Source organism: Tropicibacter sp. Alg240-R139 (genome assembly GCF_900537075.1).
Classification (GTDB): Bacteria; Pseudomonadota; Alphaproteobacteria; order Rhodobacterales; family Rhodobacteraceae; genus Falsiruegeria.
In genome coordinates this window covers 180853-206472 of sequence record NZ_UNRA01000006.1, presented here as the reverse complement: position 1 = coordinate 206472, position 25620 = coordinate 180853, and the positions used below count along the sequence as shown (strand labels likewise).

The window sequence follows — 25620 nt, the reverse complement described above, 5'->3', positions numbered from 1 at the left end:
CTCAGCCCATCAACGCTCGTCGCAGCAGGTTCAGCGCTGCGACCAACAACACAATCAGGGTAATCCGGCGGAACGCGGCTTGATCAATTCGATCCTGCAACTGACCGCCGGTCCACATACCCGCCACCCCAGGTGCAACTAGGGCCAAAGAAAAAATCAACGTCTCGCTCCGCAGGATGCCCGAAGTCAGATGCGCACCAACCAGCGCCACTGCTCCCAGGCCATAGATCACACCCTGCACCCGCATCTGATCCGCTTTGGGCGTATTGAGCGCCGTCAGATATGCTACCGTGGGTGGCCCCCAAACGCCTGCCATACCGCCGACGAAACCCGCCACCGCACCTGTCGCGGCCTCAATTCGCACAGAAGGCGCTGACAAAGTGAATCTCAACCCCACAAGCTGCATCACGGCAAACAACGCCACAGGGACAGCAATCATAAGCAGGAAAGTTTCGGGATCCACACGTGTGACCAATTGCGAACTGATCAAAAGAAAGACCAGCCCAACTATCAGAAACACCCGAAACCGTCGAACCGACGTCATCGCCGCCTGCGCACCCTGCCCCATGGCCTGCATGCCATTGGTTACAAGCGTTGGAATGATCAACCCAGCCAATGCCCAATCCGGGGGCAATACCATGCTGAGCCCGGCGATCGAGATCATCGGCATGGCAAATCCAACCATACCCTTGATCAAACCCGCAAAAAACAGGACGCCAAACGCCAGGGCCCATTCCATTGGGCTGAGGATGGAAAACAGGGTCATCATCCTCCACCAATATCACCCCTGTTGCGCGCTGCACTGCAAAAATCATGACGCAACAATTGAACCTTACATGGGGTTTTTGTGTATTTTTGTTGCGCTGCGCGTGCAAAATGATATGACCAAGCCAAGAACAGAGGAACTGATTCATGGCCCACGACGGACAGGATATGACGACGATGACGAACCCCGTGATTTTGCCCGACCTTCTGACGTTGACCGGCGCGGCGATTGCCCCCGTTGATGCTGTGTTTGACGCCGCCCACGCGTCGGTCCGCAAGATGGTGAGCGCAGATGGCAAAGTATCGGGCGCGTTGATCGAAGCCCACCAGACGGCCGCGCACGGCTTGGCATGGCTCGCAACCTACCAGAACTCGCTGCAACAGATGCAGCGTTGGGCCGAGACGCTTCAAGCCGATGGCAACTTTGGCGAGATGGAGCAGTTGCTGCACCAGATCGCGTTCGGCGAATACCTGCACCAGATCGCAGGCGGCATCCCAATGAACCAAACCGAAGTTGTGCGCCTGCAGGACATGGGTTTGGGTTGGGACGTTTTGTCTGGGTTCCAGTGCATCGAAGTGCAGAGCCTCATGTCCTCAGCAAACACCCAGGCCGCGCGCTCGCGTCTGGTCGAGTTGATGGAAGAACAGGCCGGCGCCACCATGTTCGGCGCTTCAGGTCTGGACGAAGAGCTGGAAATGATCCGCGATCAGTTCCGCCGCTACGCTGCCGAAAAAGTCGAACCCAACGCCCATGACTGGCACCTCAAGGACGAGCTGATCCCGATCGAGATCATCAACGAGCTGGCCGAAATGGGCGTCTTTGGCCTGACCATCCCCGAAGAGTTCGGCGGCTTCGGCCTGTCCAAGGCGTCGATGTGCGTGGTGTCCGAGGAACTGTCTCGCGGCTACATCGGTGTCGGATCTCTGGGCACCCGCTCGGAAATCGCGGCCGAGCTGATCATGGCAGGCGGCACCGACGAGCAAAAAGCCAACTGGCTGCCCAAGATCGCCAACGCCGAGATCCTGCCAACGGCTGTGTTCACCGAACCGAACACTGGTTCAGATCTCGGGTCCTTGCGCACCCGTGCAGTCAAGAATGCAGAAGGCGATTATGAGGTCACCGGCAACAAGACCTGGATCACTCACGCCGCCCGAACTCATGTCATGACCCTACTGGCGCGCACCAATTCTGACACGGCGGATCACCGCGGCCTGTCGATGTTCCTGGCCGAAAAAACGCCGGGCACGGATGAGAACCCTTTCCCAACCCCCGGCATCACCGGCGGCGAGATCGAGGTTCTGGGATATCGCGGTATGAAAGAATACGAGCTGGGTTTTGACGGCTTTAAGGTCAAAGGTGAAAATCTGCTGGGCGGCGAAGAGGGCAAAGGCTTCAAACAACTGATGCAGACCTTCGAGTCGGCCCGCATTCAGACCGCCGCCCGCGCTATTGGTGTGGCGCAATGCGCGCTGGATATCGCGATGCAGTATGCACAGGACCGCAAGCAGTTCGGTAAATCACTGATCAACTTCCCCCGCGTGTCGGGCAAGCTGGCGATGATGGCGGTCGAAATCATGGTGGCGCGTCAGCTGACCTATTTCTCGGCCTGGGAAAAGGACCACGGCCGCCGCTGCGACCTTGAGGCCGGGATGGCAAAACTGCTGGGCGCGCGCGTGGCTTGGGCTGCGGCGGACAACGGCCTGCAGATCCATGGCGGCAATGGATTTGCACTGGAATACAAGATCTCCCGCGTTCTGTGCGACGCGCGTATCCTCAACATCTTTGAAGGCGCCGCAGAAATTCAGGCGCAGGTCATCGCCCGCCGCCTGCTGGGCTGAGCAGCAACATCAGAACATTCCCCAACTGGGCCCGGTTTCAAACGCCGGGCCTTTTCTTTTGGGACGCCCTGCGTCACTTCCACAAGCGCGCGGGATGTAGAAAGCCTGACAGCGCGGGAGAGCGCCAAGCAGTCGCAGGCGAAGCCGGCGCCTGCTTGGCCCAACGGGAGGAGGTGTTTCGTCAGAAACATCGACGACGGGCGGGAGCCCTCCCCCATTGCAGACCACCTGACACCTCAGGTACCAACAGCGCACCACCTTCGGAGAGCCGCAATGCGAACCCTGCTCATTCTGCCCTTTCTCGCCCTGTTCCAGTGCAACTCGGATGAAACCGTCGCGGCCTATGGCGCCGCCGGTCTGAGCTGGCAACTGCACAACATCGACGGGCAGCGCTTTCCTACACCGATCACTCTGATGTTCCCTGAAACCGGCAAGATCACAGGTCAGGCGCCATGCAACGCCTATCGTGCCGCTCTGAATGCGCCTTACCCATGGTTCGAACTCAAAGCCTTCGGGGCCGACACCTCTGAATGTCCCCACCTTGTCGAGGAAGGCACCTATTTCGCCGCCCTTCTATCAATGACCCAGTCCGAAGTTTCTGGTGAAACCCTGATCCTGCGCAATGACGCGGGGAATGAAATGGTGTTCACAACCGCCGAGTGAAAGCGTCCACAAATCGCCCCCGCGCGTCGGGCAATGGTCGCGACCCCAGGGCGGGTGCCAATCGGTGTTCCAGGAAATACCCGGTGGTGCGCAGCGCTCGCGCCACTTCATCGTCCGGAGCCGACCCCTGACCCAGCATCACCGGCGGCAGATCCAGCAATCGGTCGGCCCACTCCCCCGCCCCTGCACGCGAAACGGCGCGGCCTGACTTGGGCGAGACATAGGCCAAATCCTTATCCGACCCGGTCACCGCACAGGCGGACAGATCCATCCCAAATCCCAATTCATCCAGCAAGGCCATTTCCCACTGCAAATAGGCCAGCGGCCAAATCTCATTTTGCCCCAACAGATCCAAAAGCTGCTCTGACCGCCAATGCAGATCGGCATGCGGCTCACGCTCGGGCAAGGCAAAGGCCAACAGGCTTGTCACCGCGTTCAACCCCGACAGAGGCAACCGCCCCGACAACGCCACAGCCGCCCGGCTGCGTAGAGGTTCGACTTGATAGCTGCCCAGGTGATCCTCAAGCCGCGCGCGCCACAACAGGTCCAGCTGCGCGCCAGGTTGCAGGATCGGGGCGATCTTGCGGCTGGTCCCACCGCGCACAACTCCGGCGTGACGCCCGTGCCCTTCGGTGAACACGTCGATTATTGCCGCCGTTTCTCCGTGACGCCGCACCGTCAGCAGAATTCCATGATCACGCCAGTCCATAAACTGCCCCTTACACCTTCGTCCGCCAAAAGAACGCAAGCTCCGATGCGCCGCAAGCCCACTTGACTCCGCAGCTTTCGCCATCATTATTTAACCTAAGTGTTAATAATGGAGCGACATCATGCGTGCAATCACCATCACCTATACCTACAGTGGCGACGAAACCGCCTGGAAGAACGCCATAGATACCTTTGTATCAGCGCTCGACGCTGACGCGGAATTGAACGGGCGCTTCTCGTACCAAGTTGCCATCGCCGACGACAGGGAAACGCGCATCCACTGGGGTCGTTGGGACAGCGCCGAAACATTGGCACATGTACAGGCGCAGCCATATTTTAAAGAATTCGCAGGTAAAGTCAGGGATTTCGCGGGTGGCGCGCCAAACGCTACAGGCCATGACATCTTCACCAAAACGGGAAATTGGTAAGCAGGTTATTCTAACCCCTCATCCCCCAGCAAATGGCGACCCTGATGGTCTTCAACCTCGATCACCCAAAGATCGGGGTCAAATCCGCGTTGGCGCGCGATGGCGGCATCAACTTCCGGCTCGACACCTGACGCCAACTCAGACCACGCCCGCTCCCCTGTCATCAGGTTGTATTCCCGTTGATAGGCCACCGCTTGCCCGTTCAGCGTGTTCAGTTTGACCAAAACTGCCCCTGCGGTGTCATCACCATGGGCCACGACAAAGGCGGGGATTTCCTGAAACCTGAGCCGTGCCAAATAGGCTTGAACCCAAAACTCGGCTGTCAGCCGGATCATGCGTTCCCGTCTTTGAAATCTAGGCCCATCTCTGAATAGCGCTCGGCCTCATCCAGCCAATTGGGCCGCACCTTGACCTGCAGGAACAGGTGGATCTTGCGGTCCAGAAACTCTTCCAGCTCGGCCCGCGCCGCCTGGCTGACTGCTTTGATGGTTTCGCCACGTTTGCCCAGAACGATGCCTTTGTGGCCGTCACGGACGACATAGATCACCTGATCGATCTTGGCCGAACCATCCTTGCGCTCTTCCCAATTCTCGGTCTCGACCGTCAGCTGATAGGGCAGCTCCTGATGGAGGCGCAGCGTCAGCTTTTCACGGGTCATCTCTGCCGCGATCATCCGCATCGGCAAGTCAGCGATCTGATCTTCGGGGTAGAGCCATGGGCTTTCAGGCAGCTTGCCCGCCAACCATTTACGCAAGGTATCCACACCATAACCACGTTCGGCCGAAATCATGAAGGTTTCGGCGAACGGGTAGCGCTCGTTCAGATCCTGGGTCAGTCCCAGCAGAACTTCGGATTGTACCTTGTCAATCTTGTTGATCGCCAACGCCACGGTGCGGCCCTGCCCGATCTCTTGCAGGCCGTCCAGAATGCGTTCGACGCCTTCAGTGATGCCACGATGGGCCTCGATCAGCAGCACGATGACATCGGCATCCGCCGCTCCGCCCCAGGCCGCTGCGACCATGGCGCGGTCCAGCCGCCTGCGCGGTTGAAACAGACCGGGCGTGTCCACAAACACCAACTGGCTCTCGCCTTCCATCGCAACGCCACGAATACGCGCACGGGTGGTTTGCACTTTATGGGTCACGATCGACACTTTTGCGCCAACCATACGATTGAGCAACGTGGACTTGCCCGCATTGGGTTCACCGATCAGAGCAATAAATCCGGCACGTGTGGTCATGAGAGCCTCATAAATTCGAAGGTGCGGTATCTAGCCGAGTTTCACGGAAAGGGCCAGTACCTGCAAACCCCAGGTTTTACCCATCGGTCAGGGACTCAAGCAATGCCTTGGCAGCGGCCTGCTCTGCCTGCCGCTTTGCACCGGCCGTGGCCCGCGCCTCGGTCCCATCTTGCAGGCGCGCAACGATAGTGAAAACCGGGGCGTGATCCGGTCCGCTGCGCGAGACCTGTTCGTACACGGGCGGCTTTTGCCCCCGCGCCTGCGCCCATTCCTGAAGCGAGGTTTTGGCATCCCGCGCATCTGCTTCGACTGCGGTCACGCGCTTGCCCCAAAGCCGCAAGATCATCGCCTGCGCCGCATCAAAGCCCCCGTCCTTGTAAACGGCCGCGATCACTGCCTCCATCGCGTCACCCAGCAAAGCCAGTTTCCGGCGACCGCCGGACATCATCTCGGATCGGCCCAGTTTCAAAACCGCGCCCAGATCAATCTCGCGCGCGACATCAGCACAGGCTTCCTTGCGCACCAACGCATTGAACCGGGGGGCCAACTGACCTTCGGTTGCCTTTTTGTCGTGATCCAGCAGAGCAGTGGCCATCACCAGCCCCAACACCCGATCGCCCAGAAACTCCAGCCGCTGGTTGTCACCGCGCGTAGGGGACGAGATCGAACCATGGGTCAGCGCGCGCACCAACAGCTCGGGCCGGGTAAATTCATACCCGATCCGCTCCTGAAACGCTTTCATATCTGCCGAAAGTTTCACTGAACTGCCTTGAAGAAACGATTGCTACGCCAAGTCCAAAAATATAGCATCGAGCGGCCGGCCGACGAGAACATAATGCGATCAGCACGACCAATCAGGTTTTCATACGGCACGAATCCAACGCCACCAGCAGACTGCGGCAGTCGGCTGTCGCTGGAATTGTCGCGGTTATCACCCATGAAGAAATAATGCCCTTCGGGTACAGAATAGATGCCAGTGTGGTCCGAGGACTGATTGCCGATGTTCAAGATCGCGTGGCTCACCCCATTGGGCAGCGTTTCGATCTGGCGCGACTTCAGGCACACACCGCCTTCGCCCACCGGACCGTTCTCACAACGCGGGCGTAAGCGTTGCGGACCTTGCTCGGTATAGGTTTCTTCGAACACGCCGTCATCTTCGAGTTTGACCGCCGTACCGTTGAGATACAGCACCCCGTTTTTGACCTGCACCTTGTCACCCGGCAGGCCGATCAGGCGTTTGATGTAGTCACGCCCCGACACCGGATGGCGAAACACAACAACGTCGCCGCGCTCAGGCTCTCCGCCCCAAATGCGGGTGTTGTCCCCCTTGGCCCAGCCACAGATATCTTCTGCATCGACGATCAGACTGGGGCAGGACGCATAGGAATAACCATAGGCCATCTTGTTCACGAACAGGAAATCCCCAATCAGCAGCGTTTCTTTCATCGAACCTGACGGGATCCAGAACGGTTGAAAAAACAGCGTGCGAAAGACACCAGCAATCAGCAGGGCATAGACGACAGTTTTGATCGTCTCAACGATAGCGTTTCCTGATTTGGCTTTGGTGGCCATTCGGTTCTCCGATCCAATCGATCTAATAAAGTGTTGGGGCTACATGCGGGTGGGTTCAGGGTAAGTCAAGGTTCCCGCAGAGGATCGGCTATAGGGCGCGCCTCGATCACAACAAAGGCCTGCGCCCAGGGGTGATCATCGGTCAAAGTGACGTGAATAATAGCCTCGTGTCCATCTGGCGTCATCTCGTTCAAACGCTCGGCTGCCCAGCCTGTGACATGCATCACTGGCTGCCCCGTGCGCAGGTTTGTGACGGCCATGTCTTTCCACGCAATCCCCATGCGCAGACCCGTGCCAAGCGCCTTGGAACACGCCTCTTTCGCGGCCCACCGTTTGGCATAGGTTCCGGCGGTATCTTGGCGCCGCTCTGCCTTACGCTGTTCGATGTCGGTGAACACACGATTGCGAAACCGGTCGCCAAAGCGGTCCAAGGTGCCTTGGATACGTTCGATGTTTGCGAGATCCGTGCCGATGCCCAAAATCATGACAGCCGAACAGTCAGGATTTTATAGCTAGCCAACCCAAAGAACCCGGCAAAAGCCAGATCAAACCAACGCCGCGCGCGTCGGTAGCCGCTGACCATTCGGGCCGAAGAGAACAGGAACGCATAGCCAATGAAGATCAGCAAAGACCCGGAGTAGAGCATCGCAAAATAGCCCAAAAGCATGGCTAGGCTCGCGTCGTTTGGTGCCACGATGGCATAGATCGATCCCCAACTCAGGATCGCCTTGGGGTTGGTCAAGTGGATCGCCGCCCCCTTGCAAAAAACCGTGCCAAGCGAACCTTTGACTGGGTTGCCAAGTGCAACCTCATCCGGCCGCAAGGCACGCAATAGAGCCTTAGTCGCCAGCCACCCCAGATAGGTGACACCAACGTAGCGGATCACCTCGAACACCCAGACGTTGGCCAACATGATTGCAGACAACCCCAGAGCCGCTGCAATCCCCCACGCGGCCGAACCAGCGCAGATACCAAGCGCAAAGGCCAAACCGGATCGGCGGCCTTCGGTCATCGCGGTTCCGGCGATGCCCATGGTGGCAGGACCGGGTGAGCCACCAGCCAGCAGCCAAGCGATCCAGATCGCTATGAAACCTGGCGTAATCATGCGCGCGCCTCGTCCATCAGGCGGCGCATCTCCTCAATCGCGGGTGTCATCCCCCGAAAAATTGCTTCACCAATCAGGAAATGCCCGATGTTGAGCTCCATAACCTCAGGAAACGCCGCAATTGGTTTCACCGTATCATAGGTCAACCCGTGGCCTGCGTGCACCTCAAGCCCCAGTGAACGGGCCAAAGCGGACATTTCGCGCAGGCTTTCCAGCTCGCGGTCGCGTTCGTCTAAACGACCTTCGGCATGGGCATCGCAATAGGCACCGGTGTGCAACTCAATCACCTCGGCCCCGATCCGATGGGCCGCTTCGATCTGGGCGCGGTCAGCGGCGATAAAGATCGAAACCCGGCAGCCCGCATCGCGCAGCGGCGCAATGTAGTGGGCTAGGCGGTTTTCCTCACGCGCGACTTCAAGCCCGCCCTCGGTGGTGCGTTCCTCGCGCTTTTCGGGCACGATACAGACTGCATGGGGTTTGTGACGCAACGCGATCTTCTGCATCTCTTCCGTTGCAGCCATCTCGAAATTCAGCGGTACTGTCAGAACATCCATCAGCCCATCGATATCCGCGTCCGAGATGTGGCGGCGGTCTTCGCGCAAATGGGCCGTGATACCATCGGCCCCGGCCTCCTCGGCCAGTTTGGCGGCGCGTAGCGGATCGGGATACGCCCCACCCCGCGCGTTTCGAACGGTTGCTACGTGGTCGATGTTCACACCAAGGCGCAGGTTGTTGCACGACATGCTGCACTTCCTTTTATTCAATTCAGTCTGAGCCTAATCCGCTTTGGACAGCGGGTCAGCCTCGGCTTCGGCCTTTTTGCGGATGGCGTCGAACTTGGCCTTGATCCTGGCCCGGCGCCGTTGCTGATAGGCGCGGATCACCGGTACACTCAGATAATAGCAGATGGCGCCAGTGACCAAACCAGGAATGATCCCGCCTATCATGTAGGGATAAAAAACCTCATCAAAGAAAACGCCCAGGTCATGCCAGTTTACTTCGCGACCCGTAAAAAGCGCGACTGTGTTGTCCTTGAGATCGCCAGCCGCATCCGCGAATTTGCCCAAGAAACTGCGCTTGTCGCCATCGTCGAACTCTGTCCCCAACAGGAAATGACCCGATTTCAAGCTGATGACACCAATGGGGACATAGGTTAGCGGGTTACCAAAGAACGTCCCGCTCAGCGCCGCCAGAATGTTGCCGTTGATCATCCGGGCAGCCAGGGCTGCAATCACAAAGTGGACGCCGTAAAACGGTGTAAAGGCTGCAAAAACCCCTGCCCCAATGCCACGCGCGATGCGTTCAGGCGAATCCGGCAAGCGGCGCACGCGGTGTTTGACGTAGTGAAAGGCTCGGGTCCAACCACCGCGAGGATACACGAATTCCGAGGCGATCTGCACTGGCGTGCGTCGGTCTCGGCGTTTGAATACCACCCGTGTGTTCCTTTCCGTGCCAAACTGGCGTTAGCTAGCCCCGGATTTCCCCGAGTATTTTTCGCGATACCGTTCAACAGCGGCAACATCGCTCTCCGCTTCAAGCATCAACATCAAAGAATGCAGCTGCTCAATATCCCGCAGCTCTGCGTTTACCATCAATCGGTAGTAATCAGGTTTCCTGTCCACGATCTCCAAGTTCGAGATATTGGCCTTTTTCTCGCCAATCAATGTGCAAATACGCCCCAGGACACCGGCATCGTTGCCAATCGTCAAGTCAAGCGTTGTCCCGTAAACGGCCGGGTGGGTTCCGGCGTGCCAATGCAGGTCGATCCAGCGTTCACTCTGGTCCTCGAACTCGCTAAGCCGGTCGCAATCTATGGTATGCACCACCACGCCCTTGCCGCGATATGTAATGCCCAGGATGCGTTCGCCCGGCAGCGGCTGACAACAAGGCGCGCGTTCAAAGCTCTGCCCCGGTTCCAGGCCGATCACGGCCCGACGCAATGGGATCGCATCGCCCTCATCTGGTGCCAGTTCGGGATAGACGGCCTGCACCACGTCATGCGCCGTCAACTCGGCACTGCCAAGACGCGCCAACAGCTCGTCCCGGTTTTTCAGGCGCAGGTTCTTGGCGGCCGTGTCCAGCGCCTTGTCAGTCGATTTGCGTTGCACATGTTCAAAGGCTGAACGTGCAAGCTCCTGCCCCAGTTTGATAAATCGTTCCCGATCCACCTCGCGCAGGGCGCGACGGATGGCAGTGCGGGCCTTGCCGGTCACGGCAATGTCCAGCCAGGTCACCTGCGGCGTCTGGCCTTCGGCGGTGATAATATCAACCGACTGACCGTTCTTTAGCCGTGTCCACAGCGGCACCCGAATACCATCGACCTTGGCCCCGACACAGGCGTGCCCGATCCGTGTGTGGATGGCGTAAGCGTAGTCCAATGGTGTGGCGCCGCGTGGCAGCTTGACCACGTCACCCTTGGGCGAAAAGCAGAACACCTGGTCCGAATACATCTCAAGCTTCACAGCTTCGAGGAAATCCTCGTGATCTTCTTCGCTGTCAAACTGTTCGGTCAGGTTCGCGATCCACTTGGCCGGGTCCACGGCAAAGGGGTTCTGGGTGCGCACCCCATCGCGATAGGACCAATGCGCCGCCACGCCGGTTTCGGCCACGTCATGCATCTGCCGCGTGCGGATCTGAACCTCGACCCGCTTGCCATCGCGCCCCGACACCGTGGTGTGGATCGAGCGATAGCCATTCGATTTTGGCTGACTGATGTAATCCTTGAACCGCCCCGGAACCGCGCGCCAACGCTGGTGGATCGCACCTAAAGTGCGATAGCAGTCCTCTTCAGACGCGGTAATGATGCGAAAACCGTAGATGTCCGAGAGCCGCGAAAATCCCTGTTCTTTTTCCTGCATCTTTCGCCAGATCGAATAGGGCTTCTTGGCACGACCAAAGACCTCGGCTTCGATCCCTGCCTTCTCCAGCTCGTACCGCATGTCGCCAGTGATCCGGTGGATTACATCGCCGGTTTCGCGCTGCAACGTGATAAAGCGGCGAATGATCGACTGGCGGCCTTCGGGGTTCAAAACACGGAACGCCAAATCCTCAAGCTCTTCGCGCATCCACTGCATGCCCATGCGACCTGCAAGCGGCGCATAGATATCCATGGTTTCACGTGCCTTGACCACCTGCTTTTCCGGGCGCATCGCCTTGATGGTGCGCATGTTGTGCAAGCGGTCGGCCAGCTTGACCAGAATGACCCGCAGGTCCTTGGACATGGCCATGAACAGCTTGCGAAAGTTCTCGGCCTGTTTGGTCTCGCGGCTCGACAGCTGCAGATTGGTCAGCTTGGTGACACCATCGACCAGCATCGCGACCTCATCTCCATATCGCCTGGCCACCTCGGTATAAGACGCTTTGGTATCTTCAATGGTGTCGTGGAGCAGGGCTGTGATGATGGTCGCATCGTCCAGCCGTTGCTCGGTCAGTATAGCGGCAACGGCGACAGGATGCGTAAAATAGGGCTCGCCCGAGTGGCGGAACTGCCCGTCATGCATCTCCTCGCCAAAATCATAGGCATCGGTAAGGCGATCAGCATTTGTTTTTGGATTGTAGTTGCGGACCAGCGCAATCAGATCTTCGGCTGCAATCATTTCCGGTCCGCACCCTTTCGCGGCGGTTTAGCCTTGGCCTTGTGCTTCCATCAGCGCACGCAGCAGCTTTTCTTCGGACATGTCGTCCTCGGCCGGCTTGTCGGAATCAGCACCCATAAGTAGTGCCATCTGATCTTCTTCGGGCTCATCGACCTCGATCTGGGTCTGATTGCTCTCGATCAAGCGCTCGCGCAGGTCTGCGGCGCTCTGTGTCTCATCAGCGATCTCGCGCAGTGACACGACAGGGTTCTTGTCGTTGTCGCGGTCCACGGTGATCGGCGCACCCGCAGAAATCTCGCGCGCACGATGGGCGGCAAGCATAACCAGTTCAAACCGGTTCGGTACTTTGTCTACGCAGTCTTCAACCGTCACGCGGGCCATTGGGCAATCTCCAAAGTGAAACCTTGTCCAGAAGGGGTGTATGTAAGGGCGAATCCCTTGCTTGACAAGCGGGAATCGACATCGACCCCAAGGCTTACAACACCACCACCTCAGCCACTGTATCCTCTGGCAATTCCGCACACATCTGAGAGACTGTCTTGCCGCTCACCGGGTGGCACCAATCAGGCGCGACATCGCGCGTGGGAACCAATGCAAACGCCCGATCTTGCAACCGAGGATGGGGCAGGATCAGGTGTTCCGGCGTGGCGCAGACCTGCTCTTCGATAGGCAGATCGTGCCAGCGATCAAAAGTGTCTTGGTCCGGCAGCACCAGATCGTCAAACAGCAGAATATCCAGATCCAGCGTCCGCATACCCCATCGCTGTTTGCGTGCTCGCCCGAACTCGTGCTCGATGTCATGCAACACATGCAAAAGCGCGCCGGGCGATAGCTGGGTTTCCACCCGAATCGCTGCATTTACATAGTCAGGCCCTGTTCCTGGCGGAAAACACGGCGTTCGGTAAAATTGGCTCTTTCTGCGCACCAAAATCCCAAGTTCGGTGATTCGCTTTGTCGCTTGTCGCAAGGTCACCTCAGGGGTACCTTCTAGAAAAGGTAGGTTTCCACCCAATGCGATAACCGCATTTGACTGCAATTGTGTCAACATTGACCCCCGTTCATAAAGATATCATACTTGCGGTACACTTGAATTCTCCTAAGTTAATGGCACCATTTCGCCGATTTAAGCACTCACTCACGGACAACAGGGCGAATGGATTATACCGGAAGGACATATTTATGTTTTACAAGGACGAACGGCTAGCGCTGTTCATCGACGGTTCGAATCTTTACGCCGCCGCCAAAGCACTGGGCTTCGATATCGACTACAAGCTGCTGCGCCAAGAGTTCATGCGCCGCGGCAAGATGCTTCGTGCGTTCTACTACACAGCGCTCCTCGAAAACGACGAATACTCGCCAATCCGCCCATTGGTCGATTGGCTGCACTACAACGGCTTTACCATGGTGACCAAGCCGGCCAAGGAATACACTGACAGCATGGGCCGTCGTAAGGTCAAGGGAAACATGGACATCGAACTGACTGTCGATGCCATGGAGCTTGCGCCCCGTGTTGATCACATCGTGCTCTTCTCCGGCGACGGCGACTTCCGTCCGCTGGTGGCCAGCCTGCAGCGTCAAGGTGTACGCGTTTCGGTTGTATCGACCATCCGCAGCCAGCCCCCGATGATTTCGGACGAACTGCGCCGCCAGGCCGACAACTTCATCGAGCTCGAAGAACTGCGTGACGTCATTGGACGTCCGCCGCGCGAAATGCCGATGGAACCGCGCAGCGTCGCGGCAGCTGCCGGACAGTAAACGGGTCTGCAAATGCTGCTCGGTTAAGCCAGACAGTGGCTCCAAGCGTTACAAAAATAAAGACCCCGATCTTTGCGGATCGGGGTCTTTTCAAATCTATACGACGCTCACTCACATGGTCGAAAAAGGCCCCGTAAGTCCGCTGATCTATACCTAGGTCACTTAATGCCCGCTTGATACAAGGCACCCGTGTCAGATTCGTGACAACTTCTCGCACTGGACCTGGGGTCACCAAAGCCTTACCTGTCCCCGACAAGGAGACGCCGACATGACCAAACAGCCCCTCACTTTGTACCTGGCCGCCCCGCGCGGGTTTTGTGCCGGTGTCGATCGCGCCATCAAAATCGTGGAAATGGCGCTCGAAAAATGGGGCGCTCCGGTCTATGTGCGCCACGAGATCGTGCACAACAAATTCGTCGTCGATGGCCTGCGCGACAAAGGCGCGGTGTTTGTCGAGGAACTGAACGACTGCCCCGACGACCGGCCGGTGATCTTTTCCGCGCACGGCGTTGCAAAATCCGTCCCCGCCGAAGCCACCCGCCGCAACATGGTCTATGTCGATGCCACCTGCCCGCTGGTCAGCAAGGTGCACGTCGAAGCACAGCGCCACTCCGAGGCCGGCTTGCAAATGATCATGATCGGCCACAAGGGCCACCCCGAAACCATCGGCACCATGGGCCAGCTTCCCGATGGTGAAGTTCTGCTCGTCGAAACCGTCAGCGATGTGGCCACCGTGCCCGTGCGCGACGCTGACAACATTGCCTATGTCACGCAAACCACGCTGAGTGTCGATGACACCAAGGACATCGTCGCCGCCCTGCAGGCGCGTTTCCCCAAAATTGTGGGCCCGCACAAAGAAGACATCTGCTACGCCACCACCAACCGGCAAGAGGCGGTCAAGGCCATCGCTCCGAAGGTGGGTGCCATGCTGGTGGTGGGCGCGCCCAACTCTTCAAACTCGCGTCGCTTGGTCGAAGTCGGGTCGAAAGCGGGCTGCAATTATGCGCAACTGGTTATGCGGGCCGAAAACATCGACTGGCGCGCATTGGACGGCGTGACATCTGTTGGCATCACCGCCGGCGCTTCCGCGCCTGAGCTGTTGGTGAACGAGGTGATCGAAGCATTCTGTACGCGCTTTGACGTGACTGTTGAGACAGTTGAAACCGCAGTTGAAAATGTCGAATTCAAAGTCCCGCGCATTCTGCGGGTGCCCGCATGAGCGACAAACAAACACTTGAAGTATACGCCGACGCTGCGCAGCAGTACGCGGACGGCTTCGCCAGATCCAAGGACGTGGATCAGAAATCAGACCTGCGCGGTTTTCTGGGCCTGATCCCCGCAGGCGGACATGTCCTTGATCTGGGCTGTGGCCCCGGCCATTGGGCCGCGCGGTTCAAGAACGAAGGGTTGCAGGTCGACGCAACCGATGCCTCGCCCGAGATGGTGTCGTTGGCCAAATCCGACTTCGGCGTCGACGCGCGGGTCGAGACCTTTGACCAGATGACCGCTAAGGGGGTCTATGACGGTATCTGGGCCAATTTCAGCCTACTGCACGCGCCGCGCGAAGAGTTTCCGGCCCATCTGGCCCGCATCCATCGCGCCCTTAAACCGGGTGGTGCCTTTCACATCGGCATGAAACTGGGCAGCGATCAGGGTCGCGACAGCCTGGGCCGTTTCTATTCCTATTTCAGCGAGGATGAATTGCGCGACCATCTGAAAACCGCGGGCTTTACAGTCACCCGTTCCAAACGCGGCAACGGCGAAGGACTGGCCGGCAACGTTGAAACCTTTGTCACCATGACCACCCATGCCTGAGCTTTTTGCCTATACCGATGGTGCCTGTTCCGGCAATCCCGGCCCCGGCGGTTGGGGCGCTTTGCTGCTGGCCATGGATGGCCAAACCGTCGTCAAAGAGCGCGAGCTCAAGGGCGGCGAGGCGGAAACGACCAACAACCGTATGGAGTTGCTGGCTGCGATCAACGCGCTTGAAGCCCTCGAGCGGCCATCGACAATCACCGTGGTCACCGACAGCGCCTATGTGAAGAATGGCGTTTCGGGCTGGATCTTTGGCTGGAAGAAGAACGGCTGGAAAACGGCCGCCAAAAAGCCGGTAAAGAATGTGGACCTGTGGCAGCGTATCGACGAAGCCCAACAGCGTCACGACGTGACCTGGGAATGGGTCAAGGGACATGCAGGCCATCCCGAAAACGAACGTGCCGACGAATTGGCCCGCGCAGGCATGGCCCCGTTCAAGCCGAAGAAGACCAAGGCGTGAATGGGCTCGCCCTGTTAGATTACGCCTCGGTTCTGATCTTTGCCCTGACCGGAGCATTGGTCGCCAGCCGGGCACAGCTTGATCTGGTGGGGTTTGCTTTTGTGGCCTGTCTCACCGCAGTCGGTGGGGGAACTGTGCGCGACCTGTTGCTGGACCGTCACCCGGTGTTCTGGGTTGGGGAACCCACCTATGTCGTGATTGCAGCATCGGCTGCGCTGCTGGTGTTCTTCACTGCCCATCTGGTGGAGAGTCGATACAACTGGTTGATCTGGCTGGACAGTTTCGCATTGGCCATTGCAGTGGCTGCGGGCACGGGAGTTGCCTTAACGTTAGATCAACCGCCCGTCATCGTGGTACTGATGGGCATGACGACCGGGTGTCTGGGCGGATTGATGCGCGACGTGGTCTGCAACGAAATCCCGTTGGTTCTCAAACAAGGAGAGCTCTACGTCACCTGCGCCCTGGTCGGTTCTTGCGTTGCGCTTATCGGCAACGCGCAAAGCCTGCCACAACTTACGACTTTGGGGTTGGCCGCACTGACTTGTTGGGGCCTGCGCGCAGGATCACTGCTCTTCGGCTGGCGCCTGCCGGTCTACAAAAGCCGCCCACCCCGCAATCGCAGTTAGCGGCACTCCCGCCCGTCGTAGATGCCCCATACGGGGCACCTCCTCCCGTTGGGCCAGGCTCACCCGGGCAAAGCCTAAGGACCTCCATCCCCAGTCAATGCTTGCGAAAATAGGTCTTCCAAATCCAGATCACCAAAAGCGCGCCGATTACGGCGCCAACGAATCCGGACAATATACCCATCACGCTGACCAAGACGCGCAGGACAAACCCACCGATCAACGCACCGATGATACCGATGAACATGGTGGTGGGAATATCGGCCTCGATCCGCATCAGCCGCGTGGCCAGAAACCCGGCCGCTGCCCCGATTACGATGAGTGCCACAATCGTCATGTCAGTTCCGCCAGTGAAACGGAACAATGACCAGCGCCCCGATGCTCGACACGATGGCGTTCATACCCGGAGAGGCAAAGCCAATCCCGAACATGATGCGAATGAAATAGAACAGGAACGCACCGCCGATGCAGATGATCATGGATTGCAGGATGCCGTTGTGGGTCCAGCCGGTCCGTTCAGAGGCATAGCCCACGATACCGGCGATCACCACGGTCCCCATCAGCGTCATGAACATCACGTCATCCCTTTCAGAGCTGTGCACCCTCGGTCACTGGACAGCCGCGCAGAAACACGTCCCTATCCTGCGCACCCTTGCCCGCCCGTTGCAAGCGCAAGAGGGACACGGCCCCGTCACCACAGGCCACGGTCAGTGCGTCATCCAGCACCCCACCCGCCGTTCCCAGTCCGTCAGCCAGACGCGAGGCCAGCAGCTTTACCCGCTGTCCGTCAATTTCAGTCCAGGCACCGGGGAATGGCGACAGGCCGCGGATCTGGCGATCCACCTCAACCGCCGGTCTGGTCCAATCAACGCGCGCCTCTACCTTGTCGATCTTTTGCGCATAAGTCACGCCGTCTTCGTGTTGCGTCACCGGGGTCAGATCAGGAAGGCGCGCCAGAGCGTCAACGATCGCCTCCGCTCCGATCTCTGACAGCCGATCATGCAATTGTGCTGTGGTCTCTTCTGCCTCAATCGGCGTGGCTGCGCGCAAGAGCACCGGTCCGGTATCCAGCCCGGCCTCCATCTGCATGATGCAAACACCGGTTTCCGCGTCCCCTGCCATGATCGCCCGGTGAATTGGGGCTGCCCCCCGCCAACGCGGCAGCAGGCTGGCATGGATATTCAGACATCCCGCATTGGGCGCGTCCAAAACCGCCTGCGGCAGAATCAGACCATAAGCCACGACCACGGCCACATCGGCCCGCAATTCAGCAAATGCCGTTTGCTCATCTATGCCTTTCAAGGACACCGGGTGGCGCACTTCCATACCCAACTCAATCGCACGCGCATGCACGGGCGTCGGGCGCTCTTTCTTGCCGCGGCCCGCGGGGCGTGGTGGTTGGCAATAAACAGCGGCGATCTCGTGTCCCGCGTCAACCAGGGCATCCAGCACCGGAACCGAAAACTCGGGCGTTCCCATAAAGATGATGCGCATGTTTTGCCTCAGCTGTTCTGTTTCTTTGCCTTGCGCAGCAGAATGTCGCGTTTGACCTTGCTAAGACGGTCAAAATACATCCTGCCGTTCAAGTGGTCGATTTGATGCTGCACGCTGGTCGCCTCGATCCCGACAAAGTCGCGCCGATCCACCGCGCCATCCTCGTTCAGGAACCGCACCGTGACAGCGCGCGGACGTTTGATTTTGGCCGACATACCCGGCAGGTTCGGACTGGCTTCGTCATGCTCACGCAGCTCTATCGACGAATGCAGTATCTCGGGGTTGGCCAAACATACCGCGCGCCCCCGCTCGGTCGAGCCATCAACAACCGCCAACCGCAGCATCACGCCGATCTGGTTGCCGGCCAGGCCAACGCCTGGCATCGCCTCCATCGTGTCGATCATGTCGGTCCAGATCTCGCGGATCTCGTCGGTAATCTCGCTTACGGGTTCTGCCTTGGTCCGCAAGCGTTTGTCGGGCCACGGCAGGCATTTGCGAACTGTCATGCGTTCATTTCCCTGTAATGCGCCATGGCCGTGCGGCGGGCGATGTCATCAAGACGGTCAAAGGTCACCATTCCATTCAGATGGTCGAACTCGTGCTGGATACAGCGGGCCTCGAACCCGTCGAAATCGGCCATGTGAATGTCCCCCTCGGGCGCGGTCCACTGTACCGTCACCGCGCGCGGGCGCGAAACAGTGACCATGATATCAGGGATCGACAGGCAGCCCTCTGCCCCGATCTCTTCAGCGCGTTCAGCCGCCATGATGAAGGGGTTGATCATGGCAATGGGTGAGGGCTCTCCCTCTTTCCAACCACTATCCATCACGAACACACGGCTAAGCACACCGATCTGCGGTGCAGCCAGACCCCGGCCCTGTGCGGCATACATCGTGTCGAACATATCCACGATCAGCCCATCCTCTGGCCCGGTCACCGGCGCGCATCGCGTGCTCAACCGGTCATCAGGCCAGGTCAGGATCGGCCGGACCGCCATTCAGGCGCGCGCCCGCTCACGCTTGAGCTTTTGCATTTTGCGCGTAATCATCTGTCGCTTCAGCGGCTTGAGGTAGTCGATGAACAACTTGCCATCCAGATGGTCGATCTCATGCTGCACACATGTGGCCCACAGACCATCGAACACCTCTTTCTGCGCATTGCCGTTCTGGTCCATCCAAGCCACCTCAACCTCGCGCGGGCGGGTGACTTCGGCATATTGATCCGGGATCGACAAACAGCCTTCTTCATAGACGTTCAGATCGTCCGAAGACGATACGACCTCTGGGTTGAACATCACCAGCGGGCGGAGCGCCTCGCCCTCTTCCTTAACGCAATCCAGCACGATCATACGATTGAGCACACCGATCTGCGGCGCAGCCAGACCGATGCCAGGTGCCTCATACATCGTCTCAAGCATATCATCGGCCAGCTTGCGCAAATCGTCCGAAATATCGGCAACGGGATCACACAGCTTTTTCAAGCGCGGGTCGGGATGTATCAGAATGCTACGTTTCATGCGGGTGATTTAGGCCATCAGGCGCGCCACCGCAACGCCCCCCTTGCGCCCACTGGATATAACGCTAGCCTGCCCGGCGCACATGACAGGAGAGGCTCATGAATTTCGACGACCTGATTGACCGCCACGGCACCCATAGCACCAAATGGGATATGATGGAGCCGCTCTATGGCGTTCCTGCGGACACGGGCCTGTCGATGTGGGTGGCCGACACTGATTTCCACCCCCCCGAAGCCGTACGCCGCAAGATCCACGAGGTCGCGGACGGCGTTTTGGGTTACACTAATCTGGATGCCGATTACAAAGGCGCGATTCAGTGGTGGATGGAACACCGTCATGGTTGGAACATCGAACAGGATGCGATCTTTACCACCACCGGATTGGTGAATGGTGTGGGCTTGTGTCTGGACACGTTCACAGCGCCGGGCGACGGCATTGTCCTGTTCACTCCAGTCTATCACGCCTTTGCCAAGGTCATCCGCGCCGCTGGCCGTACAGTGATCGAATGCCCGCTGGTCAACAATGATGGCCGGTACGAGATGGATTTCGCGTCCTATGATGCGGTGATGACCGGCTCGGAAAAGATGGTCATCCTCTGCTCGCCGCACAATCCCGGTGGCCGTGTCTGGACGCAGGAAGAGCTGCAAGGCGTTGCCGATTTCGCCAAGCGCCACGATCTTCTGCTGCTGTCGGACGAGATTCACCACGATCTGGTTTATGCAGGCCACAAACACATCGCAATGCAGAACGCCGACCCGTCGATCACCGACCGGCTGCTGATGCTGACTGCACCGTCCAAGACCTTCAATATCGCCGGTTTGCACACCGGTCAGGTGATCATCCCCGATCCCGACCTGCGTGCCCGATTCGCAACCCGCATGGCCGCGCTCAGCGTAGCTCCCAACTCGATCGGACAGTTTGCGACGGCAACGGCCTATTCGCCGGAAGGCGCCGAATGGGTCGACGCACAGGTTGCCTATCTGCATCAGAACCGACAGATCTTTGATGCAGCCATCGCCAAGGTTCCGGGGCTGTCATCGATGAAGCTGGAATCCACCTATCTTGCCTGGGTCGATTTCACCGACACCGGCATGGACCGCGAAGAATTCACGGGTCGCGTTGAACAGGACGCTCAGATCGCCGCCAACCATGGCACGACCTTTGGCCTGGGCGGTGAAAGCTTCCTGCGGTTCAACCTGGGCACCCAGCGGTCGCGGATTGAAGAGGCCTGCGCACGTCTGACCCGCGCCTTTGGTGATCTTCAGTAACCATGCTGGGGCGTGTCCTGTGGACCATTCTGGCGCTGGTGCTAATGACCGGCGCCGGCGTCATGCTGTGGGACCGCTTTGCACCACGGACCGCACCGTCCCCGCTGGTGCTCGAAATTGATCGGATCGATCACATCCTGATCGAAAAGTCGGAACGCCGTCTTACGGCCATGGTCGATGGTCAAGTGGTCATGCAAGTGCCCGTGGCCCTTGGGTTTTCACCTGCAGGTGACAAGGTGCAAGAAGGCGACGGCAAAACGCCATTGGGCAAATTCGTCATAGACCGCCGCAACCCCAACAGCGCCTTTCACCTGTCGCTTGGCCTGAACTACCCCAGGCCGCAGGACATCGCGCGCGCCGAGACGGACGGTGTTGATCCCGGCAGTGACATCTTCATCCACGGTCAGCCCAACGGCATAGTCGGTATTTCACTGCCAGGAGACTGGACCGCGGGCTGCATCGCCATCAGCAACGCACAGATGGCACAGCTCTGGTCCGTTACACCCATCGGCACCCCGGTCGAAATCCGACCCTGACTCGAAACGCTCCCGCCCGTCGTCGATGCCCCTGACGGGACATCTCCTCTCGGTTGGGCCGGGCCGCGCTTCGCGCGGCGGTTGGCGTACTGCGTTACCCGATTCGAACAAGGGCGAAACACTGGCACCTAGCGCAACCACGCCGTGCCGAAGGCGAGGCGCCCGGCCCAAAGCCGCTAGCGGGGCTGGCGCAGCCAGGATCGCTCGGGTGCGGGAGCTCTCCTTTCCAACTGAATTGCAGCTGTACCGGCCTATTCAGCCGTCCTTGCCCAACAAGGCAATCGGCGCATCAGGCTCGCGGTAGAAATCCAGCGGGGCCTTGTCGGACGCAACCGTGTTGCGCTTGAATTCATAGCGCATCTCGCCAGCCTCGTCCTCGATCGCGATGATCAGACATTGATAGAGGTGGTTCGCCCCATCATAGAGGTCGACCAATCCTCGCAAGCGCGGCGTCGTTTCAGCCTCTACCGCAAAGCCATCCTTCCACAGGCGCAGAACCTTGAAATACTCCTGCCCCATCTCGACGCGCAGACGGCTGGCCTTCTTCAGGCTCGCAATTCGGGCCGCATTCAACCCATCGCTAATCTCTTTCGACACATAAGTGCTCATGCCGTTTCCTCCAGACGAACAAACACCAGCCTCGCTGACATGGTGTTAAAATCAAGATAAGTTTTTATGACTCTGTGAATCCAGTTAAGGCGTTGCCATGAAACCTCAACGCGCCCTTTCCCCCGTTGTGCAGCAATGCAGATAACTTGCGCGCCCCTGATCATGGGCGAACTTCAGTTGCCGTATTAGGTTAATCGCAAACAACGATCGGAGATCACACATGGGCTTGCTCATCGACGGCACCTGGCACGACCAGTGGTATGACACCAAATCCCACGACGGCGCATTCAAACGCAGCGCAGCACAGTTCCGGAACTGGATCACCGCCGACGGCAGCGCTGGCCCATCCGGCACATCCGGCTTTGCCGCTGAAAGCGGGCGCTACCACCTCTACGTCAGCTTTGCCTGTCCCTGGGCGCACCGCACGCTGATCTTTCGTCAGCTCAAGGGGTTGAGCGATCACATCACCGTTTCGGCCGTACATCCCGACATGCTCAACCAAGGCTGGAGCTTTGATGCGGACGATCACGGTGCAACTGGCGACGGCCTCTATGGTCTGGGCCACGCACATCAGATCTATACCAAAGCAGATCCCGCCTATTCCGGCCGCGTGACCGTTCCGATCCTTTGGGACAAGCAGCGCGAGACGATTGTCTCGAACGAAAGCTCGGAAATCATTCGCATGTTCAATTCAGCCTTCGACGGGCTGACCGGCAACTCCGATGACTACTGGCCAGAGCCGATGCGCGACAGCATAGAAGAAGTAAACGCTCGCACCTACGACACCCTGAACAATGGCGTCTACAAATCCGGCTTTGCCACAAGCCAAGCCGCCTATGACGCTGCTGTTCATCCGCTATTTGATACGCTGGACTGGCTCGAGGATCGCCTGACCACGAACCGCTATCTTATGGCGGACACTCTGACCGAGGCCGACTGGCGCCTTTTCACCACCTTGATCCGCTTTGACCCCGTCTATCACCTACATTTCAAGTGCAACCGCAATCGGATCATCGATTACCCAAACCTTTGGGCCTACACCCGCGAGCTCTATCAGTGGCAGGGGGTGGCCGAGACGGTGAATATGAACCACATCGTGCGCCATTATCATTATAGCCATGAGAGTGTGAACCCACATCGAATCGTGCCGATCAATCCGGTAATCGATTACCTGGAACCGCACGGGCGCGGTTAACGCACGGCTGCGTAATGCTCGACCATCGCCGCCAGATCCTCTGGCGGCGTGCCACTTTGGACATAGGCGCAGGCGTTCGGGCTGTGGGCAAAAATCGACCCATCCGAGAAAAAGCTGGTGTTGGTTACAAAAATGACCCGCGCCTTGGGGCGGCGATAGCTGGCGAAATCCGCAACGGCCAGGGCGCTACCGCCTTCCAGCACCAGATCCAGCACGATGATCTCGAAATCTGTCCCGTATAACGCCAGAATCGCCGATTCCTGCGAGTTGACCAGAGTCACCTCAGCCCCTTGCCGTTCAAGATGGCGCTTCCACAGCAATCCCAAATCCGGATTGCCCTCAACAATCAGAACATTCATAGCAGACTTCGGGCACGTTCTTTTCTTAGACTATGTGCCTCTCCCCTTTCCAACCGTGATCTTTCTTTTCCCTTAACAAACTCTTAACACAATGCGATGCGACTGAAGGAATATGCGCAACGCTTGCGTAGATGGCGAATTTCCGCTTGAACCGAATCCAACCTATCATACCGCAAAATCGGACTCGTGGCATGGCAGAACTTATAGACATAAACCCGCGTGCCAAACGCGACCACGGCGGCGGCCTTGCGGCGGCCCGTCAACAGTTCGGCGGCGCGCCACAGGATTGGGTCGACCTGTCCACAGGCATCAACCCTGCGCCTTTCCCGGTTCAGGGGCTGACCGCACAGGATTGGGCGGCTCTGCCTGACCATGACGCGTTCGAGGGGTTGGTCGATGCCGCCCGCACCTTTTGGAATGCGCCCCATGGCGCCGCTATTTTGCCTGCGCCCGGCGCGTCCGCCCTAATCGCTCGCCTGCCTGTGTTGGTGCAAGCCGCGCGGGTCGAGATCACACCGCCGACCTATAACGAACACGCTGCTGCGTTTTCAGCCCAAGGCTGGCAAGTCACCGACCAATCCCCGGCCCAAGCCCGCGTTCTGGTCCACCCCAACAACCCTGACGGGCGGCTCTGGAGCCAAGATGACGCCACAGGCCACGAACTGACCGTGATCGACGAGAGCTTTTGCGACGTTACACCCGAGGCGAGCCTGATCCACCTGGCCGAAGCCCCCAATACGGTTGTCCTGAAAAGTTTTGGCAAGTTCTGGGGGCTGGCAGGCTTGCGGCTTGGGTTTGCGATCGCCCGCCCGGACATCATCGCGCGCCTGAACGACCTGACGGGCCCCTGGGCGGTGTCAGGGCCGGCCCTGCGCGTGGGCACCCAAGCCTTGCACGATCTGGCATGGGCCGAAGCAACCCGCATTCAGCTGGCCTGCGATGCCGAACGGCTGGATACGATGATGACCGCCAAAGGGGCCTCCATTGCCGGTGGCACCTCACTGTTTCGCCTCTATCATGTGGATGACGCCAAAGCCTGGCAGGCCCAACTGGCCGAGCACCACATCTGGAGCCGCGTCTTCCCATACTCGGACACGTTCCTGCGCCTCGGCCTGCCGCCCGCGGACCGCTGGGCGCAGTTGGAGCGCGCCTTATGACACCCTTTGTCCTTGCCTCGGCCATGTTGCTGGATGCCGCTCTGGGTGAACCCGACTGGCTGTGGTCCCGTATGCGCCACCCTGCCGTGTTGATGGGCGACTGTGTGGGCTGGCTGGAACGTCGCCTTAACACCGGCGATAACCGCCGCATCAAAGGCACATTCGCGGTCATTGTCCTGACGCTTGGCGCTTGGGGTCTGGGCGCGCTGCTTGCCGCTTTTGGCCCGGTGGTCGAAATCCTGTGCTGCGCCATCCTGTTGGCGCATAGATCTCTGATCCAGCATGTGCAGGATGTGGCTGACGCCCTACGCCTGTCGGTGACCGACGCCCGCCACATGGTCTCGCGCATTGTCAGCCGCGATACCGGTGAGATGACGGGCCCGCAAGTGGCCCGCTCTGCCATCGAAAGCGCATCCGAAAATCTGAGCGACGGAGTTGTGGCGCCCGCCTTCTGGTTCCTGGTTGCTGGCCTGCCAGGACTGCTGATGTACAAGGTGATCAACACAGCCGACAGTATGGTTGGCTACCGAAACGACCGTTTCCTGCACTACGGCTGGGCTTCGGCCCGGTTTGACGATCTGCTGAACCTGATCCCCGCCCGGCTGACCGGACTGCTGATCGTGGTCCTGTCCAACCAATGGTCTAAGACAGGCGAGATTATCGAAGACGCCCAACGCCACATCTCGCCCAACGCTGGCTGGCCCGAAGCCGCCATGGCCCGTGCGCTGAACGTCGCGCTGGCAGGTCCGCGCAGCTATCACGGCCAGATCCGCCACCTTGCCTGGGTCAACGAGGGCGCGCGTGAAGACATCGGCGCGCGCGAGGTCGAGCGCGCTGCCACCATGCTCTGGCAGGTTTGGGCGCTGTGCCTGGGACTGGTGATTGCCTGCCTTGTGGTGATGCTGATAGTCTAATCC

General features: G+C 58.9%; 34 protein-coding genes. 13 read left to right on the top strand and 21 right to left on the bottom strand.

What is annotated here, in order from left to right:
* Position 1: 1 nt before the first annotated feature.
* Entirely contained in the window at positions 2–769 is a 768-nt protein-coding gene (locus G6R15_RS20220; protein ID WP_373456020.1) for a TSUP family transporter, read from the bottom strand.
* A gap of 143 nt (positions 770–912) precedes the next feature.
* Between G6R15_RS20220 and G6R15_RS20215 the strand changes: the two genes are divergently transcribed.
* Entirely contained in the window at positions 913–2604 is a 1692-nt protein-coding gene (locus G6R15_RS20215) for an acyl-CoA dehydrogenase family protein (RefSeq protein ID WP_164661786.1), read from the top strand.
* A 273-nt stretch (positions 2605–2877) separates the two neighbouring features.
* Positions 2878–3267 carry an META domain-containing protein gene (locus G6R15_RS20210; RefSeq protein WP_164661785.1) on the top strand — a complete coding sequence of 130 codons (390 nt, stop codon included), beginning with the start codon at positions 2878–2880 and terminating at the stop codon, positions 3265–3267.
* On the opposite strand, the gene recO is transcribed toward G6R15_RS20210, so the two are convergent.
* The gene (gene recO / locus G6R15_RS20205) at positions 3251–3976 is read right to left on the bottom strand and encodes a DNA repair protein RecO (RefSeq protein WP_164661784.1); all 726 of its coding nucleotides are present in this window, start codon (positions 3974–3976) and stop codon (positions 3251–3253) included. The genes G6R15_RS20210 and recO overlap by 17 nt on opposite strands.
* Before the next feature lie 121 nt (positions 3977–4097).
* On the opposite strand from recO, the gene G6R15_RS20200 reads away from it, so the two are divergent.
* Complete coding sequence (locus tag G6R15_RS20200) at positions 4098–4403, top strand: hypothetical protein (protein WP_164661783.1); 306 nt, start codon at positions 4098–4100, stop codon at positions 4401–4403.
* 5 nt (positions 4404–4408) lie between these two features.
* On the opposite strand, the gene G6R15_RS20195 is transcribed toward G6R15_RS20200, so the two are convergent.
* The 11 genes from G6R15_RS20195 to folK all read right to left on the bottom strand — a co-directional run bounded on the left by G6R15_RS20195 (position 4409) and on the right by folK (position 12964).
* Complete coding sequence (locus G6R15_RS20195) at positions 4409–4738, bottom strand: DUF1491 family protein (protein ID WP_164661782.1); 330 nt, start codon at positions 4736–4738, stop codon at positions 4409–4411.
* Entirely contained in the window at positions 4735–5643 is a 909-nt protein-coding gene (gene era / locus G6R15_RS20190; protein ID WP_164661781.1) for a GTPase Era, read from the bottom strand. The genes G6R15_RS20195 and era overlap by 4 nt, the downstream gene beginning before the upstream one ends.
* Positions 5644–5719: 76 nt before the next feature.
* Positions 5720–6403, bottom strand: coding sequence for a ribonuclease III (gene rnc / locus G6R15_RS20185; RefSeq protein WP_164661780.1), 684 nt, complete (start codon positions 6401–6403; stop codon positions 5720–5722).
* Positions 6400–7215 (bottom strand): signal peptidase I, encoded by an 816-nt coding sequence (lepB, locus tag G6R15_RS20180; protein WP_164661779.1) that lies wholly within the window; start codon positions 7213–7215, stop codon positions 6400–6402. The genes rnc and lepB overlap by 4 nt, the downstream gene beginning before the upstream one ends.
* Before the next feature lie 65 nt (positions 7216–7280).
* Positions 7281–7700 (bottom strand): holo-ACP synthase, encoded by a 420-nt coding sequence (gene acpS / locus G6R15_RS20175; RefSeq protein WP_164661778.1) that lies wholly within the window; start codon positions 7698–7700, stop codon positions 7281–7283.
* Positions 7697–8320 carry a LysE family translocator gene (locus G6R15_RS20170; protein ID WP_164661777.1) on the bottom strand — a complete coding sequence of 208 codons (624 nt, stop codon included), beginning with the start codon at positions 8318–8320 and terminating at the stop codon, positions 7697–7699. Before G6R15_RS20170 ends, acpS begins: the two co-directional genes overlap by 4 nt.
* On the bottom strand, positions 8317–9063 hold the full coding sequence (locus G6R15_RS20165) for a pyridoxine 5'-phosphate synthase (RefSeq protein WP_164661776.1): 747 nt from the start codon (positions 9061–9063) through the stop codon (positions 8317–8319). Before G6R15_RS20165 ends, G6R15_RS20170 begins: the two co-directional genes overlap by 4 nt.
* Positions 9064–9096: 33 nt before the next feature.
* Complete coding sequence (locus tag G6R15_RS20160; protein ID WP_164661775.1) at positions 9097–9753, bottom strand: DUF2062 domain-containing protein; 657 nt, start codon at positions 9751–9753, stop codon at positions 9097–9099.
* 30 nt (positions 9754–9783) lie between these two features.
* The gene (locus G6R15_RS20155; RefSeq protein ID WP_164661774.1) at positions 9784–11916 is read right to left on the bottom strand and encodes a bifunctional (p)ppGpp synthetase/guanosine-3',5'-bis(diphosphate) 3'-pyrophosphohydrolase; all 2133 of its coding nucleotides are present in this window, start codon (positions 11914–11916) and stop codon (positions 9784–9786) included.
* A gap of 27 nt (positions 11917–11943) precedes the next feature.
* Positions 11944–12297 carry a DNA-directed RNA polymerase subunit omega gene (gene rpoZ / locus G6R15_RS20150; protein ID WP_164661773.1) on the bottom strand — a complete coding sequence of 118 codons (354 nt, stop codon included), beginning with the start codon at positions 12295–12297 and terminating at the stop codon, positions 11944–11946.
* 94 nt (positions 12298–12391) lie between these two features.
* Positions 12392–12964, bottom strand: coding sequence for a 2-amino-4-hydroxy-6-hydroxymethyldihydropteridine diphosphokinase (folK, locus tag G6R15_RS20145; RefSeq protein ID WP_205520595.1), 573 nt, complete (start codon positions 12962–12964; stop codon positions 12392–12394).
* A gap of 131 nt (positions 12965–13095) precedes the next feature.
* Here folK and G6R15_RS20140 point away from each other — a divergent pair, with 131 nt between their 5' ends.
* From G6R15_RS20140 to G6R15_RS20120, 5 genes are all read left to right on the top strand, one after another.
* Positions 13096–13671, top strand: coding sequence for an NYN domain-containing protein (locus G6R15_RS20140; protein WP_085794315.1), 576 nt, complete (start codon positions 13096–13098; stop codon positions 13669–13671).
* Between the two features lie 268 nt (positions 13672–13939).
* A complete protein-coding gene (gene ispH, locus G6R15_RS20135) occupies positions 13940–14890 on the top strand; it encodes a 4-hydroxy-3-methylbut-2-enyl diphosphate reductase (protein ID WP_164661771.1) in 951 nt (316 codons plus the stop codon).
* Positions 14887–15486, top strand: a complete 600-nt coding sequence (locus G6R15_RS20130) for a class I SAM-dependent methyltransferase (protein ID WP_164661770.1) — start codon at positions 14887–14889, stop codon at positions 15484–15486. The genes ispH and G6R15_RS20130 overlap by 4 nt, the downstream gene beginning before the upstream one ends.
* Positions 15479–15946, top strand: a complete 468-nt coding sequence (gene rnhA, locus G6R15_RS20125; protein WP_164661769.1) for a ribonuclease HI — start codon at positions 15479–15481, stop codon at positions 15944–15946. The genes G6R15_RS20130 and rnhA overlap by 8 nt, the downstream gene beginning before the upstream one ends.
* Entirely contained in the window at positions 15943–16572 is a 630-nt protein-coding gene (locus G6R15_RS20120; RefSeq protein ID WP_164661768.1) for a trimeric intracellular cation channel family protein, read from the top strand. The genes rnhA and G6R15_RS20120 overlap by 4 nt, the downstream gene beginning before the upstream one ends.
* A 94-nt stretch (positions 16573–16666) precedes the next feature.
* On the opposite strand, the gene G6R15_RS20115 is transcribed toward G6R15_RS20120, so the two are convergent.
* Genes G6R15_RS20115 through def (G6R15_RS20090) form a run of 6 tightly spaced genes read right to left on the bottom strand, consistent with a single transcriptional unit; the run spans position 16667 to position 19579 of the window.
* On the bottom strand, positions 16667–16906 hold the full coding sequence (locus G6R15_RS20115; RefSeq protein ID WP_164661767.1) for a GlsB/YeaQ/YmgE family stress response membrane protein: 240 nt from the start codon (positions 16904–16906) through the stop codon (positions 16667–16669).
* Between the two features lies 1 nt (position 16907).
* Entirely contained in the window at positions 16908–17144 is a 237-nt protein-coding gene (locus G6R15_RS20110) for a hypothetical protein (RefSeq protein WP_164661766.1), read from the bottom strand.
* A gap of 13 nt (positions 17145–17157) precedes the next feature.
* Positions 17158–18063 carry a methionyl-tRNA formyltransferase gene (fmt, locus tag G6R15_RS20105; protein WP_164661765.1) on the bottom strand — a complete coding sequence of 302 codons (906 nt, stop codon included), beginning with the start codon at positions 18061–18063 and terminating at the stop codon, positions 17158–17160.
* 8 nt (positions 18064–18071) lie between these two features.
* The gene (gene def, locus G6R15_RS20100; protein ID WP_164661764.1) at positions 18072–18569 is read right to left on the bottom strand and encodes a peptide deformylase; all 498 of its coding nucleotides are present in this window, start codon (positions 18567–18569) and stop codon (positions 18072–18074) included.
* Positions 18566–19060 carry a peptide deformylase gene (gene def / locus G6R15_RS20095; protein ID WP_164661763.1) on the bottom strand — a complete coding sequence of 165 codons (495 nt, stop codon included), beginning with the start codon at positions 19058–19060 and terminating at the stop codon, positions 18566–18568. The genes def (G6R15_RS20100) and def (G6R15_RS20095) overlap by 4 nt, the downstream gene beginning before the upstream one ends.
* On the bottom strand, positions 19061–19579 hold the full coding sequence (gene def / locus G6R15_RS20090) for a peptide deformylase (RefSeq protein WP_164661762.1): 519 nt from the start codon (positions 19577–19579) through the stop codon (positions 19061–19063). It lies immediately after the preceding gene.
* A 98-nt stretch (positions 19580–19677) separates the two neighbouring features.
* Here def (G6R15_RS20090) and G6R15_RS20085 point away from each other — a divergent pair, with 98 nt between their 5' ends.
* On the top strand, positions 19678–20847 hold the full coding sequence (locus G6R15_RS20085; RefSeq protein ID WP_164661761.1) for a MalY/PatB family protein: 1170 nt from the start codon (positions 19678–19680) through the stop codon (positions 20845–20847).
* Between the two features lie 2 nt (positions 20848–20849).
* Positions 20850–21383: a murein L,D-transpeptidase family protein gene (locus G6R15_RS20080; RefSeq protein ID WP_164661760.1), complete on the top strand. Its 534-nt coding sequence runs from the start codon at positions 20850–20852 to the stop codon at positions 21381–21383.
* A gap of 255 nt (positions 21384–21638) precedes the next feature.
* Here the strand turns inward: G6R15_RS20080 and G6R15_RS20075 are convergent, their stop codons facing one another.
* Positions 21639–21992: a hypothetical protein gene (locus tag G6R15_RS20075; RefSeq protein WP_164661759.1), complete on the bottom strand. Its 354-nt coding sequence runs from the start codon at positions 21990–21992 to the stop codon at positions 21639–21641.
* Between the two features lie 220 nt (positions 21993–22212).
* Here G6R15_RS20075 and G6R15_RS20070 point away from each other — a divergent pair, with 220 nt between their 5' ends.
* Positions 22213–23187, top strand: coding sequence for a glutathione S-transferase family protein (locus tag G6R15_RS20070; protein WP_164661758.1), 975 nt, complete (start codon positions 22213–22215; stop codon positions 23185–23187).
* Here the strand turns inward: G6R15_RS20070 and G6R15_RS20065 are convergent.
* Positions 23184–23546 carry a response regulator transcription factor gene (locus G6R15_RS20065; RefSeq protein ID WP_164661757.1) on the bottom strand — a complete coding sequence of 121 codons (363 nt, stop codon included), beginning with the start codon at positions 23544–23546 and terminating at the stop codon, positions 23184–23186. The two genes, G6R15_RS20070 and G6R15_RS20065, sit on opposite strands and share 4 nt — an antisense overlap.
* A gap of 191 nt (positions 23547–23737) precedes the next feature.
* Here G6R15_RS20065 and cobD point away from each other — a divergent pair, with 191 nt between their 5' ends.
* Together cobD and cbiB are read left to right on the top strand one after the other, a co-directional pair.
* On the top strand, positions 23738–24703 hold the full coding sequence (gene cobD / locus G6R15_RS20060; protein WP_164661756.1) for a threonine-phosphate decarboxylase CobD: 966 nt from the start codon (positions 23738–23740) through the stop codon (positions 24701–24703).
* The gene (cbiB, locus tag G6R15_RS20055) at positions 24700–25617 is read left to right on the top strand and encodes an adenosylcobinamide-phosphate synthase CbiB (RefSeq protein ID WP_164661755.1); all 918 of its coding nucleotides are present in this window, start codon (positions 24700–24702) and stop codon (positions 25615–25617) included. The genes cobD and cbiB overlap by 4 nt, the downstream gene beginning before the upstream one ends.
* The last annotated feature ends 3 nt before the right edge of the window (positions 25618–25620 follow it).